The following is a 13,592-nucleotide window of genomic DNA, read 5'->3' as shown; positions in this document are numbered from 1 at the left end:
CGATGATGCTGTTAAGTCTCCAGGGCTGGCGCGTCTGAAGAGCGAAGCGTCCGGGCCAGGGATGGCCCGGCCGATCCACAGGGATGTGAGATTCCTTCGCGATCGGACGCGCCAGCCCGGGAGGCCGCTCCCATGCAACAGCCCTGTTTATGATCGGTCACTGCGCCCCACCACCCAGCGCTTATGCACCCACAGCGAGGCGAGGATCACCAGCGCGCCCGCAATAAAGCTTGGCCAGTGCGGTTTCTCCTGCCAGATAGCCAGATTCACCAGCAGCCCGGCAGGAACGTGCATGTTATTCATAATGCCCAGCGTGCCGGCATCGACCTGGGTCGCACCATAATTCCACATAAAATAGCCGAGACCGGAAGCCGCAATGCCCAGCCAGACCAGAATGCCCCACTGCAATGAGGTGGTCGGCAACTTCTGCGGATTGCCCCAGGCGCACCAGGCGATCACCGCAATCAACACCGCACCCAGATAGAACCAGGAGAAGGCGGTGTGCTGCGGCATCGGGCGGGTCTCCTGCAGACGCTTATAGCCCACCATTCCCGCCGCAAAGCAGATATTTGCCAGTTGCACTAACAGCAGACCAAACCAGAAATGATCGCTGACTTTGTCATAGCGAATAATGGCCGCACCTGCCACAGCCAGCAGTGCACTGAAGATATAACCCATGCGCAGTGGACGACGGCTGATCAGATCGTAAATCAGCGTCACATAAAGCGGCGTCATCACCGTGAACAGCAGGAATTCCGACACGCTAAGGTAGAGATAGGCTTCGAAACTCAGCAGATACATCACGCCCAGCTGCAGCATCCCGACCAGCATGTAAAGCAACAGCGTTGAAGGGCGATGACCACGCCAGCGCAGGAAAGGTAAAAATACCAGCGCAGCCAGCGCCAGTCGCATCAGTACAGAGAACCAACTGTCCACCTGCCCGGCAAGGTATTCGCCAATCAGACTGAACGAAAAGGCCCACAGAATGGTGGTAATAATCAATAAAAACACGGTGACGACCCCGAAATTAACAGGCCGTCAGTGTAAACAATGTGCTGCCATCAGGCTGTGAAATCTGGTTGACATCTGATTACAAACCAGGCGATCAGAATAGCCATCGGAAAAGGGCTTTAGCTTCCTGACATAACTGTCTGCAGAAAGATCTTTCAGCCAGATAAAATGCGCGAAATGATCCATCGCATGATCACTTCCGCTCCAGAATGTAATAAAAGTGTAACAAATGTGTCATTCATCACAGTAACGTTGCGCAACTAACACTATTCTTTGCGCGAAATGGAACATTCTGCGTCCATTTTCTTCTGCTCTTTTCCTGCCCCAACCTGCTGGGAATTAAAAACCATAATGTGCCCTGGAGGGCCTCACTGATGCTGAGCATTTTTAAACCTGCACCACGTCAGCCGCAGGTGGCGGAGGATCACGTTGATCCGCTCTACCGTCGTCTGCGCTGGCAAATTTTCATCGGGATCTTCTTTGGTTACGCCGCCTACTATCTGGTCAGAAAAAACTTCGCACTCGCCATGCCCTACCTGGTAGAGCAGGGTTTTTCACGTGGCGATCTCGGTTTTGCCTTATCCGGCATATCCATCGCCTACGGCTTTTCAAAATTCATCATGGGATCGGTCTCTGACCGCTCAAACCCGCGCGTCTTCTTACCGGCAGGCCTGATTCTGGCTGCGACAGTGATGCTGATCATGGGATTCGTTCCCTGGGCCACCTCCAGCATTATGGTGATGTTCGTGCTGCTGTTTATCTGCGGCTGGTTCCAGGGCATGGGCTGGCCACCTTGTGGACGTACCATGGTTCACTGGTGGTCGCAGAAAGAGCGCGGCAGGATCGTTTCGGTCTGGAACTGCGCCCATAATGTCGGCGGCGGTATTCCGCCTCTGCTGTTCCTGCTCGGTATGGCGTGGTTCAACGACTGGAAAGCGGCACTCTATATGCCGGCGTTTGGCGCCATCGCCATTGCGATTCTGGCCTTTGCGCTGATGCGTGATACGCCGCAATCCTGTGGTCTGCCACCGATTGAAGAGTACAAAAACGACTATCCGCCCGACTATGATGCCAGCCACGAAGAGGAGCTGACGGCTAAACAGATCTTCATGAAATATGTGCTGCCGAACAAGCTGCTGTGGTACATCGCGCTGGCCAACGTGTTTGTTTATCTGCTGCGCTACGGCATTCTCGACTGGTCGCCGACCTATCTCAGAGAAGTAAAACACTTCACGCTGGATAAATCGTCGTGGGCTTACTTCCTGTATGAGTATGCGGGGATCCCCGGAACGCTGCTGTGCGGCTGGATGTCGGACAAAGTGTTCCGCGGTAATCGCGGTGCGACCGGGGTGTTCTTTATGACGCTGGTAACCATCGCGACCGTGATCTACTGGCTTAACCCGGCGGGCAATCCTGGCGTCGATATGGCCTGTATGATTGTGATTGGCTTCCTGATCTACGGTCCGGTGATGCTGATTGGTCTGCACGCGCTGGAGCTGGCCCCGAAAAAAGCGGCGGGGACAGCGGCGGGCTTCACCGGCCTGTTCGGCTATCTGGGTGGATCGGTGGCGGCCAGCGCCATTGTCGGTTACACCGTCGATTACTTCGGCTGGGACGGCGGCTTCATGGTGATGATTGCTGGCTGTGTGCTGGCGGTTATCCTGCTGTTACTGACCATGGTCAGCGAACACAAACACAAAAAGACCCCTGCCTGACGGCAATAAAAAAAGGGCCGGATATCCGGCCCTTTTTTTGCGCTGACGGCTTAAGCAAGATAGAGCGTGCGCAGCGTCTGCGGCACGGCATCATCGGCATTTGAACCGATCACATCCAGCTCCGGCAGCGTATCTTTCAACCGCTGATGGGCGTTCTGCATGATAAAGCCCTTACCCGCCATGCTCAGCATCTCCACATCGTTCATGCCGTCGCCAAAGGCGATACAGCTTTCCAGTGAATGGCCCAGCGTTTTCGCGACCGCTTCCAGCGCATGCCCTTTCGACACGCCGCCCGCCATCACTTCCAGACAGGTAGGCAGTGAGAAACTGACGTTAACCCGATCGCCCCAGCGCGCTTCAATCGCCTGTTCCAACGGGATCAGATGCTCGGGATTTTCGCAGGTGAAAAAGACCTTGCTGATATTATCGGTTGGCAGCAGACCCGGCTCATAGACCTGATAGTTGAACACCGACTCGCGGAAATAGTCCTGCTCAGCCGGGCTTGAGCGGCTGACAAACCACTCATCGTCGCGGTAAACGTGGGTCAGGATATCGCTGTGATGATATTGCAGGCCAAACAGATCGCTGGCGATATCCTCATCCAGATTATGACTGAACACCAGTTCGCCCTCTGCGTTGTGCACGCGCGCGCCGTTTGAGGTGATCATATAGGCCGGAATCGCCAGGCTGTCGCGCATCTGTCCGACATCGATATGATGACGGCCGGTGGCGAATATAAAGTGAATATCTTTCGCGACCAGCTGCTGCAGCGTTTCACGCGCAAAAGGGGTCAGACGATGTTCGGGAGAAAGCAGCGTGCCATCCAGATCGGATGCAACGATGTGATACATGAAAACCTCGGGTATCTGGTTCTGCCGGCCTTAACCGGTCGGATAAATAACGTCAGTGGTGCGAGGAAAAGAAGTCGACCACTGCATTGAGTGCTTCGGCGCGCATCTCATCCTTTTCAAACAGGATCTCATGACGCGCACCGTCGATCACCCGTGGCTTATTGCCCTCACACGGATGACCCGCCGCCGCCATCGCGGCACAAAAAAGGTCCTGCGAACGATTGTCGACCACCCGATCATCGCTGGCCTGTAACAGTAACAGTGGCGTGGTGATCTTATCGACCTGACTGATGATGTTGCGACCTGCATGGATGCCTTCACGTACCCAATGGTAGGTTGGCCCGCCAACGCGAATCGCCGGATCGTCCGCATAAAAGCGCAGATTTCGCCGGTAACGCTCGGTGCTGTGCGTCAGCCGGTTAATGCCAAACGGATGCGCACGCCAGCGGCCGGTGCCGAGCGCATAGCCATCGCGCATGGCCGGACGCTTCTCCGCCCAGTCCAGGATCCGATGGGCCAGAAAAGAGGGCAACGGTAAAGCAATGCCAAACATCGGCGCCACCAGCGCGACCGCATGAAACGCCTGCGGCTGACGCGCCAGAAACAGCGTTAAGATTGCGCCGCCCATGGAGTGAGCCAGCGCATAGCGCTGCTGGTAGTGACCGCTGATAATCTCTTTCAGATAGAGCGTTTCAAGGTCGTAGACATAATGGGTAAATTCCGCCACGTGACCGCGGTGTGAATCTTCCAGCAGGCGATCGGAACGCCCCTGGCCGCGATGGTCAAGGATCACCACATCAAATCCGCAGTGAAACAGATCGTACGCCAGCTCAGGATATTTTATGTAACTCTCGATGCGTCCCGGCACAATCAGGATCACACGCTTGTGTTGCGGTGATGTGAAGCGGACGTAGCGCAGCGTCAGATTACCCACGCCGGTAAACTCAAGCTCTTCGCGGCTGTGCCAGAAATCGAGCAGTGGCCCGGTAGCGAAGGCAGCAAAGGCTTTTTCTCGTCGCAGCCAGCTGGCTTTGTGTTGATTCATTCGCCCTCCTGATGACCGGATACAGAGTCCTGAATGCCATGCGCAGGCCGTAGCGCCGCGCTTATTTCTGGCGTATTGTGTCACAATTCCGCTACTAAAGAGAGCCTGACCCATGACCATCGAATGGTGGCTGACCTATCTGCTTACCACTACAATTCTCAGCCTGTCGCCCGGTTCCGGCGCAATCAACACCATGAGTACCGGTATCAGCCACGGCTATCGCGGCACGGTGGCCTCTATCTCCGGTTTGCAGGTCGGCCTGGCGCTGCATATCGTGCTGGTCGGCATCGGTCTGGGCGCGCTGTTTTCTCAGTCGCTGCTGGCGTTTGAGATTCTGAAATGGGCCGGTGCGGCCTATCTGGTCTGGCTGGGTATTCAGCAGTGGCGCTCAGCGGGTGGCATTGATCTGGATGCAGTCGCCAGAGCGATGCCGCGTCGTCGCCTGTTCAAACGCGCCGTGCTGGTTAACCTGACCAACCCGAAAAGTATCGTCTTTCTCGCCGCCCTGTTCCCGCAATTTATTCAGCCGCATCAGCCGCTATTTATGCAGTATCTGGTGCTGGGCGTCACCACCGTTGTGGTCGATATCATCGTGATGATTGGCTACGCCACGCTGGCAACGCGGATTGCGGGCTGGATTAAGGGACCTAAACAGATGAAGTTAATGAACCGCATTTTTGGCGGGCTGTTTATGGCAGTAGGCGCGCTGCTGGCCAGCGCCAGAAAAATCGCTTAACGTCTGACGCGCCGAATTCGGCGCGAAAGATTATCCCTTCTTCCCTGGCCCCGCTACGGCGCTGTCAGTGGAACCGCACGCAACACAATGATGCCCGGCTTCGAGCGCATATATTCCCTGAACGGGGCATCGACAACTTTTCGATTAACGGCCAGCGAAGAGGCGTTCCTGAACCACAAGCGGCCATCATGCCGGACAGCAATCCCCACATGCGTAACATCCAGGCTCTGACTGGTGGCGTAAACCCCCACGTAATCGCCGGTCTGAATCTGGTTCAGCACCTGCGGTGTGATCGCCCGGGCCGGAATGTAAGTGACAGGACGTGCAATCACACCCAGACCGGGCACCTGTTCTGCTCCGCTGGCCTGACGATTCAGGTGCTTCACCACCGTCACCGTATCCGGGCTAAGAGTGCGGGTCACGTCATCGGCATTGCGCGGGCTATCGGCAAACCAGTCGGAAAAAAAGTGGCGACGATTCCGGTAGCTGACCTCACCGCCAGCGTAGCGGGTCCGAATCAGGTTAGCCTCAAAGCTGGCACGATCGTGGCTGCGGCTCAGCGCCTGCACGTAATCAAGCAGCGTGTAACAATCCACACCGTTGAAATTGATCACCAGCGCTTCCGGACGCGTGGGAGAACCGATCAGCGTATCCGCTTCATAGGGTGTTCCGAGAAACGTCGCAGAGATCCGGCTAATCCTTTCGCCCTGCGTCTGATCGACATCGGACAGCGTCCGCATCAGGATCGAGGTGACCTCATCGGTCTGGCCCGGCTCTGGCGCAGGGTTGCGGGCGGCATCAGGCGAGGCGCAGGCGCTGATACAGGCCGTCATCAACACCAGTAATATGAACTTCACTCTCATCATCCTCTCCATAAACGTTGCGCCTGCTTCCCGACTTTAATGGAGATATGGATATGAATGATTAATAAAGAGTGACGATTTATCTGCGGTTGCAACAGCAAAACTCCCTGAGCCCTGGAATGTGACATCCGTCACACAAGCGAACTCTCTGGAGGAAGCGACAGCAAGGGAGGTTTCTGCCGGAGGCGCAACGCGCACGCCGGCATAAGGACTGAAACGTTGTTTAACGCGAAAGAATCAGGTGGATACCAAAACCGGCAAACAGTACGCCGGCCATGCCATCGACCCATTTCGCCAGTCGCTGATACTTAGCGCGGATCCACGGCAGCGCAAAAATCGCCGCCACCAGGGTAAACCAGGCAAAGGTTTCACCGACAATCAGCAGGAACAGACCCCAGCGCTCCGCCGAACCGACATCGTCGCCAACAAACAGCGAGAAGACGCTGCCGAAGTAGATAATGGCTTTAGGATTCGACAGGTTCGTCAGCAGGCCTTTGAGAAAGCTCATGCCGCGTTTCGGCAACGCAACCACCGGCTCATCCTGCTGCGGCTGTTTATGACGCTGACGTGCCGAGCACATCAGCTGCCAGCCCATCCACAACAGATAAAGTCCACCGCCGACCATGATGATCTGATGCAGCCAGGCCATTTTTTCCAGAATCAGATGCAGCCCCATCAGCGCCACACCCGCCCAGACCACAATGCCCAGCGTAATGCCCAGTACACCCATCATCGCCTCTTTGCGCGAGCGGCTGGCGGCAGTCTGTGACACGAAAAAGAAATCGGGGCCGGGGCTCATCAGCGCCACCAGATGCACCAGCGCCACAGTGGCGAATAACATCAACATAATCAGTGTCCTTTACTCTTCATCATCAAGATGCTCTTTGATCATCACCAGGAAAGGTTTGCCAAAGCGCTCCAGTTTGCGGTGACCCACGCCGTTGACGCTGAGCATCTCGGACGCGCTGACCGGCATCTGTTCTGCCATCTCTATCAGTGTGGCGTCATTGAACACCACGTAAGGCGGAATATTCTCTTCATCGGCGATCGCTTTTCGCAGCTTACGCAGCTTGGCGAACAGTTTGCGATCGTAGTTGCCACCGTGAAACTTCGCCGGACTGCTGCTTTTTGTTTTTGCGGTGATTAAACGCGGCACCGCCAGCATCAGTGGCACTTCACCACGCAGCACCGGCCGCGCCGCTTCGGTGAGCTGCAGAGCCGAATGCATAGCGATGTTCTGCGTCACCAGCCCCAGATGGATTAGCTGACGTAACACGCTCACCCAATGTTCGTGGCTCTGATCTTTGCCCAGTCCATAGACCGGCAGTTTGTCATGACCCTGCTCACGGATACGCTGATTGTTGGACCCGCGCAGCACCTCAACGATATAGCCCATACCAAAACGCTGACCCACGCGGTAGATGCCGGAGAGGGCTTTTTGCGCTTCAACCAGGCCGTCATAACGTTTAGGTGGGTCAAGACAGATATCGCAGTTATCGCACGGCTGCTGGCGGCCCTCGCCAAAATAGTTCAGCAGCACCAGACGGCGGCAGGTCTGCGCTTCAGCAAACGCGCCCATGGCGTTGAGTTTGTGACGCTCAATATCCTGCAGCGGCCCGGGCACTTTCTCTTCCAGACATTTACGCAGCCAGGCCATATCGGCCGGGTCGTAAAGCATCATCGCTTCGGCAGGCAGACCATCACGTCCGGCCCGCCCGGTTTCCTGATAATAGGACTCAATGTTGCGCGGGATATCGAAGTGGACCACAAAACGGACGTTGGGCTTGTTGATGCCCATGCCAAAGGCCACCGTCGCTACCACGATTTGCAGATCGTCACGCTGAAACGCTTCCTGCACCCGACCACGCTGTTCGCTGTCGATCCCGGCATGGTATGCCCCGACGCTGAACCCCCGGCTTTGCAGCCGCGCGGCGGTGTCTTCCACCTTCGCCCGGCTGTTGCAGTAGATAATGCCGCACTTGCCGCGCTGATCCTGAACGTAACGCAGCAGCTGATCGGTGGGTTTAAATTTCTCCACCAGCGTGTAGCGAATATTGGGGCGGTCAAAACTGCTGATCTGGATCAGCGGATCCTGCATATGCAGCAGGTTAACGATGTCGTTGCGGGTGGTTTCATCCGCGGTCGCGGTCAGCGCCATTACCGGTAATTCCGGGAAGCGCTGACGCATCTTGCCGAGTGCGCCATATTCCGGACGGAAATCGTGGCCCCACTGGGAAATACAGTGCGCTTCATCCACCGCCAGCATCGCCGGTTGCCAGTGCGCCAGACTGTCCAGGAAGTTATCCATCATCAGGCGTTCCGGGGCGATGTAGAGCAGCTTAACCCGACCGGTTCGGCAGTCGGCCATCACCGTCTGCTGCTGATCGCGCGTCATGGTGGAGTTGAGATACGCCGCCGCCACGCCGTTCGCCAGCAGCTGATCGACCTGATCTTTCATCAGCGAGATCAGCGGCGACACCACCAGCGTCAGCCCCTCGCGCACCAGCGCAGGGATCTGATAACAGAGCGATTTACCACCGCCGGTGGGCATCACCACCAGACAATCGCGCCCGCTCAGCGCCTCATTGATGATCGTCTGCTGACCGGGACGAAAATGCTGGTAGCCGAAGGTATCCTGCAATACCTGCTGCGCCAGCGCTTCCTGATTAAGAACTGCCGAGGTTGCCACGCGATTCCTGTCTTTCGTTATGGATTAGAACAAGTCGTTAAGTGTTACACCCACACCCAGACGCGTCTGGCGATGGTTGTAATCGATCAGTGATTCACCGTAACCGCTAAACACCTGAGTATAGAAGCGAACGTGCTCAGTGATAGGGTAGCTCCAGCCCAGGGTCGCGCCGCCATAACCGCTGTTCCAGTTATAGTTGCCCTCTACGCTGAAGATATTGTCGCCGAGCTTATAGCCCAGACGGGTGCGGTAGTAACCCATGTATTTGGTGATATCAGGATTATCATCGCTGTTCGCCCCTTCAGGGATACGATACCAGGGTTTGATTTCCGCCAGGAAGTTACCATTCTCTGCCATCAGACGCGCATAGACGCGGTTCCAGCTGCGCGAGGTGGGATCGCTTCGTCCGTTGGATTGGTGATTCAGACCCACTTCGACATCACGCAGTGTCCAGCCCGCCAGCGAATAGTCGGTTGCCCAGCCCAGGAAAATCTGCGGCTCATAGTTGGTCTCACGGAATGGCGATGACTCAGCGCTATTCGACAGCTGCCACCAGGAACGCTGGGTGTAAGAGGCTGCCAGCACCGAGTTGTCGCCCAGAATACCGCGCCACAGCGGAAACGCCAGGCTGAGCTGGAATTTCACTTCATCTTTGCGGGCATTCTCTCCCCAGTTATAGGAGGAGATCGCCTCTTTATTGAGGTCGCTGGTATAGGTATAAAGCAGATAGTTGTTCTCGTAAGGATAGAGAACAAACGGGTTATCATGCTTCTCCAGCAGGTTAGCAATAATGCTGCCCTGAACCTGTGGCGCGTCATGAACCTCTTTAATATGGGCTTCATCCGCCTGCGCCAGCGCAGGAAATATCAACATTGCCGCCAGCAAGGCGCGATGCTTACGCATAAAATTCTCCGGTGAGCAGCTGCGTATCAAAGTAACTGAAAGGGTGTCGTAAAAAGCAGGCCATTCTACACGCAAATGGCAGTGAGCATGAGTGCTGATTTCTTAAACTGGAAACACCCTCGCAGGCGGCATAGAATACACAACTCATTCATGTTCCGCGCCCCTCTGGCCCGATTTTTTCAGGACACATCATCATGTCATCACCTGTGCTGACACAGCAGGACGCTCGCCAGCTGGTCGGCGAAATTTTCGTTTATCACATGCCGTTTAATCAGGCGCTGGGCCTGGAACTGATGCGCCTTGACGCAGACTACGCAGAGATCAGCTTCAATAACAAAACCATGCTGGTGGGCAACCAGGCGCAGCAGATTCTGCACGGCGGCGTTATCGCGTCGGTACTGGATGTGGCGGCGGGCATGGTCTGCGTCAGTAATGCGTTAACCCGTCAGGAAAGCATCAGCGAAGCGGATCTGCGCCAGCGTCTGTCACGCATGGGTACCATTGATATGCGCGTCGACTATCTGCGTCCCGGACGCGGCGAACGCTTCACCGCCACCAGCAGCCTGCTGCGCGCCGGTAACAAAGTCGCCGTGGCGCGCGTGGAACTGCACAATCAACAGGGCGATTATATCGCCACGGCTACCGCCACCTATCTTATCGGCTAACCACGCCATTGAATGGAACGCATATGGATACGCAACAAACCCGACAGGGCGTTGGCTTTGCACTGGGCGCTTACTTTATCTGGGGCATTGCGCCCGCTTATTTCAAACTGGTAAAGCAGGTTCCCGCCACGGAAATCATGACGCACCGGGTGATCTGGTCTGCACTGTTTATGCTGTTACTGATTACCCTGAGCCGCAGCTGGCCCGGCGTTCGCAGCGTGTTGCGCCAGCCTAAAAAAGTGCTGCTGCTGGCGCTGACGGCCGTGACTATCGGCGGCAACTGGCTGCTGTTTATCTGGGCAGTCAACAATCAGCATATGCTGGAAGCCAGCCTGGGCTACTTTATTAACCCGCTGATCAACGTGGTGTTCGGCATGCTGTTTTTGCGCGAACGGTTTCGCCGTCTGCAGTGGCTCGCCGTGCTGCTGGCCACCGTCGGTGTGCTGGTGCAGCTGTGGCAGTTTGGGTCGTTACCGATTATCGCGCTGGGCCTGGCGCTGAGCTTCGCCCTGTATGGCCTGGTGCGCAAAAAGATTCAGGTCGATGCGCAGAGCGGCATGCTGATTGAAACCCTGTGGCTGTTTCCACTGGCGGCGATTTACCTGTTTGGTTTTGCCGACAGCGCCACCAGCCACTTATCCGCCAACCCACTGAGTCTCAACCTGAAGCTGATAGCGGCGGGCATTGTAACCACCATTCCGCTGATGCTGTTTGCGGCAGCCTGCAGCCGTCTGCGACTTTCCACCGTAGGCTTCTTTCAGTATCTCGGCCCGACGCTGATGTTTGTGCTGGCGGTCGCGTTTTACGGTGAGACCATCACGCCAGACAAGATGGTGACCTTTGGCTTCATCTGGCTGGCGCTGCTGGTATTTGTCTGCGATGCGGTGGCGTTTTCATTCCGTTCCCGTTCGCGCATAGCGTGAAATAAAGCGCGCTAAAGCCGGGCCGGTCAGCAGGATGGTAAACAGACGCAACGTCTGCAACGCCATCACAAACGCCATGTTGACCTGGGTTCCCGCCGCAATGATCGCCACCGTGTCCAGCCCGCCTGGACTGGTGGCGAGATAGGCCGTCATCAGATCGATATCCAGCATTCGCGTCAGCATCCACGCCAGGCCGCCACACAACAGCATCAGCCCGAAGATGGAGGCCAGCATCTGCGGCAGCGTGCGCAGGGCCAGCAGAAAAATCGGGCGGGTGAAACGTAATCCCACGCTCCAGCCAATCACTGCATAGGCCACGGCCAGCAGCCATTCCGGCACCTGTAACACCACGATGTCGCTACTGTGCAGTGCCGCACCCGCCAGCGCAGGCAGCAGTAGCGCGCCAGAAGGAATACGCAGTCGGGTGCCCAGCCACGCGCCCGTCAGCATCACCACCAGGGTGATAACAAAGCCCTGATTCAGCGGTGGAAACCAGAGCAGCGAGACGCTGTGCGCCTCATCGCCCAGTCCGATGCGCGCCACCAGCGCGGCCGCCGAGGCGACAAACAGCACCCGCAGATACTGCATGAATGCGACCAGCCGTACGTCAGCGCCAAAGTCACCCGCCATCGCCACCATGGCCGTTGCACCGCCCGGCGACGATCCCCATGCGCCGGTCGGGCCAGGCAGATGACTGAAGCGCACCAGCAGAAAACCTGACAGGCCGCTGGCCGCCAGCGTCAGCAGCAGCACCGCCAGCACGATCGGCCAGTCCTGAATCAGCGGGGCCAGAATCGAAGGCGACAGACTCTGCGCAATCATGCAGCCCAGTACGGCCTGAGCGAGCAGGAACAGCCGCTTATCAATTCGCAGCGTGGCACCCGACAGCCCCATCACTACACCCACAATCATCGGTCCCAGTAACAGCGCAGCGGGCACATGAAAATAGTGCAGCACCGCGCCCAGCAATACCGAGATCAGCAGCAGCAGCGTCCACTGCGCGCGCAACGAAAAAGCGTCCATAAGAAGTTAATAATTTGTAAAAACAGGAGGGTAAGATTACGCAGAAATGGGGACAGGAGCCAGCAGAACGGGCCATCTCCGATGGCCCGTTCTTATTTTAAAGCCAGTTTTTACGCTTGAAATAGAGATAAGGCGCCAGTCCGGCCAGAATCATCAGGCCGATCGCGGCCGGATAACCAAAGCTCCACTTCAGTTCCGGCATAAACTCAAAGTTCATCCCATAGCTGGAGGCCACCAGCGTCGGCGGCAGAAACACCACGGAGACCACCGAGAAGATCTTGATGATGCGGTTCTGCTCGATGTTGATGAAACCCATCGCCGCCTGCATCAGGAAGTTGACCTTCTGGAACAGTGATTCGTTATGTGGCAGCAGCGATTCGATATCGCGCAGAATTTCACGCGCCTGCTCCAGCTGATTGCCCGGCAAACGTGCTTTGCGTACCAGGAAGTTCAGGGCGCGCTGGGTATCCATCAGACAGAGACGCACCTTCCAGCCGATATCTTCCAGTTCCGCTAATCGCGACAGCGCCTGATCGTACTCTTCGCCCTGCTGACCTTCCATGATCACCCGGCTGAGTTTCTCCAGTGCGCTGTAGATGTTCTCGATTTCGTCCGCCAGCTGCTCGATTTTGGTTTCAAACAGGTCGAGCAGCAGCTCAAAGGCATTGCCGTCGATCAGGGTCTGATTACGGGCGCGCATGCGATAGAGACGGAACGCAGGCAGCTCACGTTCGCGCAGCGTGTAGAGACGGCCTTCACGGATGGTGAACGCCACGGTGGAGTTACCGGCGTGATCGTCAGCATCTTCATAGAAGAAGAAGGAGTGGATATGCAGACCATCTTCATCTTCGAAGAAGCGTGCCGAGGCCTCGATATCCTCCAGCTCAGGCCGTGTTGCCAGACTCTGGCCTAGCTCAGATTGCACGCGATCACGTTCGCCCTCTTCCGGCTCGATCAGATCGACCCAGACAGAGGTCGTCAGTTTGTCGTTTTCGTCTTCCAGCTCCAGTCGCGTCAGGCGGCTGTGATCCAGTTTAAATGCGCTCAGCATAGCAATACTCCCCATTGCAGACTAAATGGGACAAGGCAGTCCGCCGTTCCTCAACATGGAACGGGCAGCCTGAACACGGAAACAGAGTTTCAGAGATAAATCAGTGCTGACTCGCGA

13 protein-coding genes are annotated in these 13,592 nt (G+C 56.5%); 4 read left to right on the top strand and 9 right to left on the bottom strand.

Annotated elements, in window-relative coordinates; genetic code table 11:
- Positions 1 to 147 precede the first annotated feature (147 nt).
- Positions 148 to 1,011, bottom strand: coding sequence for a carboxylate/amino acid/amine transporter (locus AC6I8B_RS00915; protein WP_010257282.1), 864 nt, complete (start codon positions 1,009 to 1,011; stop codon positions 148 to 150).
- A 374-nt stretch (positions 1,012 to 1,385) separates the two neighbouring features.
- Between AC6I8B_RS00915 and glpT the strand changes: the two genes are divergently transcribed.
- Entirely contained in the window at positions 1,386 to 2,726 is a 1,341-nt protein-coding gene (glpT, locus tag AC6I8B_RS00910) for a glycerol-3-phosphate transporter (protein WP_010257284.1), read from the top strand.
- Between the two features lie 50 nt (positions 2,727 to 2,776).
- Here the strand turns inward: glpT and yigL are convergent, their stop codons facing one another.
- Complete coding sequence (yigL, locus tag AC6I8B_RS00905; RefSeq protein WP_497817557.1) at positions 2,777 to 3,577, bottom strand: sugar/pyridoxal phosphate phosphatase YigL; 801 nt, start codon at positions 3,575 to 3,577, stop codon at positions 2,777 to 2,779.
- A 52-nt stretch (positions 3,578 to 3,629) separates the two neighbouring features.
- Positions 3,630 to 4,622, bottom strand: a complete 993-nt coding sequence (gene pldB / locus AC6I8B_RS00900; RefSeq protein ID WP_497817556.1) for a lysophospholipase L2 — start codon at positions 4,620 to 4,622, stop codon at positions 3,630 to 3,632.
- Between the two features lie 112 nt (positions 4,623 to 4,734).
- Between pldB and rhtB the strand changes: the two genes are divergently transcribed.
- A complete protein-coding gene (rhtB, locus tag AC6I8B_RS00895; RefSeq protein WP_010257290.1) occupies positions 4,735 to 5,358 on the top strand; it encodes a homoserine/homoserine lactone efflux protein in 624 nt (207 codons plus the stop codon).
- Positions 5,359 to 5,411: 53 nt separating this feature from the next.
- On the opposite strand, the gene AC6I8B_RS00890 is transcribed toward rhtB, so the two are convergent.
- The 4 genes from AC6I8B_RS00890 to pldA form a co-directional block, all read right to left on the bottom strand.
- On the bottom strand, positions 5,412 to 6,221 hold the full coding sequence (locus tag AC6I8B_RS00890; RefSeq protein ID WP_157354147.1) for a DUF1460 domain-containing protein: 810 nt from the start codon (positions 6,219 to 6,221) through the stop codon (positions 5,412 to 5,414).
- Between the two features lie 223 nt (positions 6,222 to 6,444).
- Entirely contained in the window at positions 6,445 to 7,068 is a 624-nt protein-coding gene (gene rhtC / locus AC6I8B_RS00885; protein ID WP_010257296.1) for a threonine export protein RhtC, read from the bottom strand.
- A 12-nt stretch (positions 7,069 to 7,080) separates the two neighbouring features.
- The gene (recQ, locus tag AC6I8B_RS00880; protein ID WP_010257299.1) at positions 7,081 to 8,910 is read right to left on the bottom strand and encodes an ATP-dependent DNA helicase RecQ; all 1,830 of its coding nucleotides are present in this window, start codon (positions 8,908 to 8,910) and stop codon (positions 7,081 to 7,083) included.
- Positions 8,911 to 8,934: 24 nt separating this feature from the next.
- Positions 8,935 to 9,813: a phospholipase A gene (gene pldA, locus AC6I8B_RS00875; protein ID WP_010257301.1), complete on the bottom strand. Its 879-nt coding sequence runs from the start codon at positions 9,811 to 9,813 to the stop codon at positions 8,935 to 8,937.
- Positions 9,814 to 10,007: 194 nt separating this feature from the next.
- Between pldA and AC6I8B_RS00870 the strand changes: the two genes are divergently transcribed.
- Together AC6I8B_RS00870 and rarD are read left to right on the top strand one after the other, a co-directional pair.
- On the top strand, positions 10,008 to 10,478 hold the full coding sequence (locus AC6I8B_RS00870; protein ID WP_010257304.1) for a thioesterase family protein: 471 nt from the start codon (positions 10,008 to 10,010) through the stop codon (positions 10,476 to 10,478).
- 23 nt (positions 10,479 to 10,501) lie between these two features.
- Positions 10,502 to 11,401 carry an EamA family transporter RarD gene (gene rarD, locus AC6I8B_RS00865; RefSeq protein WP_010257306.1) on the top strand — a complete coding sequence of 300 codons (900 nt, stop codon included), beginning with the start codon at positions 10,502 to 10,504 and terminating at the stop codon, positions 11,399 to 11,401.
- On the opposite strand, the gene AC6I8B_RS00860 is transcribed toward rarD, so the two are convergent.
- Together AC6I8B_RS00860 and corA are read right to left on the bottom strand one after the other, a co-directional pair.
- Positions 11,372 to 12,424: an AbrB family transcriptional regulator gene (locus AC6I8B_RS00860; RefSeq protein WP_157354029.1), complete on the bottom strand. Its 1,053-nt coding sequence runs from the start codon at positions 12,422 to 12,424 to the stop codon at positions 11,372 to 11,374. The genes rarD and AC6I8B_RS00860 overlap by 30 nt on opposite strands.
- Positions 12,425 to 12,521: 97 nt before the next feature.
- Positions 12,522 to 13,475 carry a magnesium/cobalt transporter CorA gene (gene corA / locus AC6I8B_RS00855; protein WP_003854370.1) on the bottom strand — a complete coding sequence of 318 codons (954 nt, stop codon included), beginning with the start codon at positions 13,473 to 13,475 and terminating at the stop codon, positions 12,522 to 12,524.
- Positions 13,476 to 13,592: the final 117 nt, after the last annotated feature.

The organism is Pantoea sp. X-Soil-ISGK-285 (assembly GCF_059730815.1).
The sequence above is the reverse complement of the archived record's forward strand: the minus strand, read 5'-3'. Positions and strand labels throughout refer to the sequence as shown.

Excerpts from the sequence above, each read along its gene's own strand:
- glpT (WP_010257284.1), top strand. The coding sequence starts at position 1,386 with ATGCTGAGCATTTTTAAACCTGCACCACGTCAGCCGCAGGTGGCGGAG.
- rarD (WP_010257306.1), top strand. The coding sequence starts at position 10,502 with ATGGATACGCAACAAACCCGACAGGGCGTTGGCTTTGCACTGGGCGCT.
- corA (WP_003854370.1), bottom strand. The coding sequence starts at position 13,475 with ATGCTGAGCGCATTTAAACTGGATCACAGCCGCCTGACGCGACTGGAG.
- rhtB (WP_010257290.1), top strand. The coding sequence starts at position 4,735 with ATGACCATCGAATGGTGGCTGACCTATCTGCTTACCACTACAATTCTC.
- yigL (WP_497817557.1), bottom strand. The coding sequence starts at position 3,577 with ATGTATCACATCGTTGCATCCGATCTGGATGGCACGCTGCTTTCTCCC.
- pldB (WP_497817556.1), bottom strand. The coding sequence starts at position 4,622 with ATGAATCAACACAAAGCCAGCTGGCTGCGACGAGAAAAAGCCTTTGCT.
- AC6I8B_RS00870 (WP_010257304.1), top strand. The coding sequence starts at position 10,008 with ATGTCATCACCTGTGCTGACACAGCAGGACGCTCGCCAGCTGGTCGGC.
- pldA (WP_010257301.1), bottom strand. The coding sequence starts at position 9,813 with ATGCGTAAGCATCGCGCCTTGCTGGCGGCAATGTTGATATTTCCTGCG.
- AC6I8B_RS00890 (WP_157354147.1), bottom strand. The coding sequence starts at position 6,221 with ATGAGAGTGAAGTTCATATTACTGGTGTTGATGACGGCCTGTATCAGC.
- rhtC (WP_010257296.1), bottom strand. The coding sequence starts at position 7,068 with ATGTTGATGTTATTCGCCACTGTGGCGCTGGTGCATCTGGTGGCGCTG.
- AC6I8B_RS00860 (WP_157354029.1), bottom strand. The coding sequence starts at position 12,424 with ATGGACGCTTTTTCGTTGCGCGCGCAGTGGACGCTGCTGCTGCTGATC.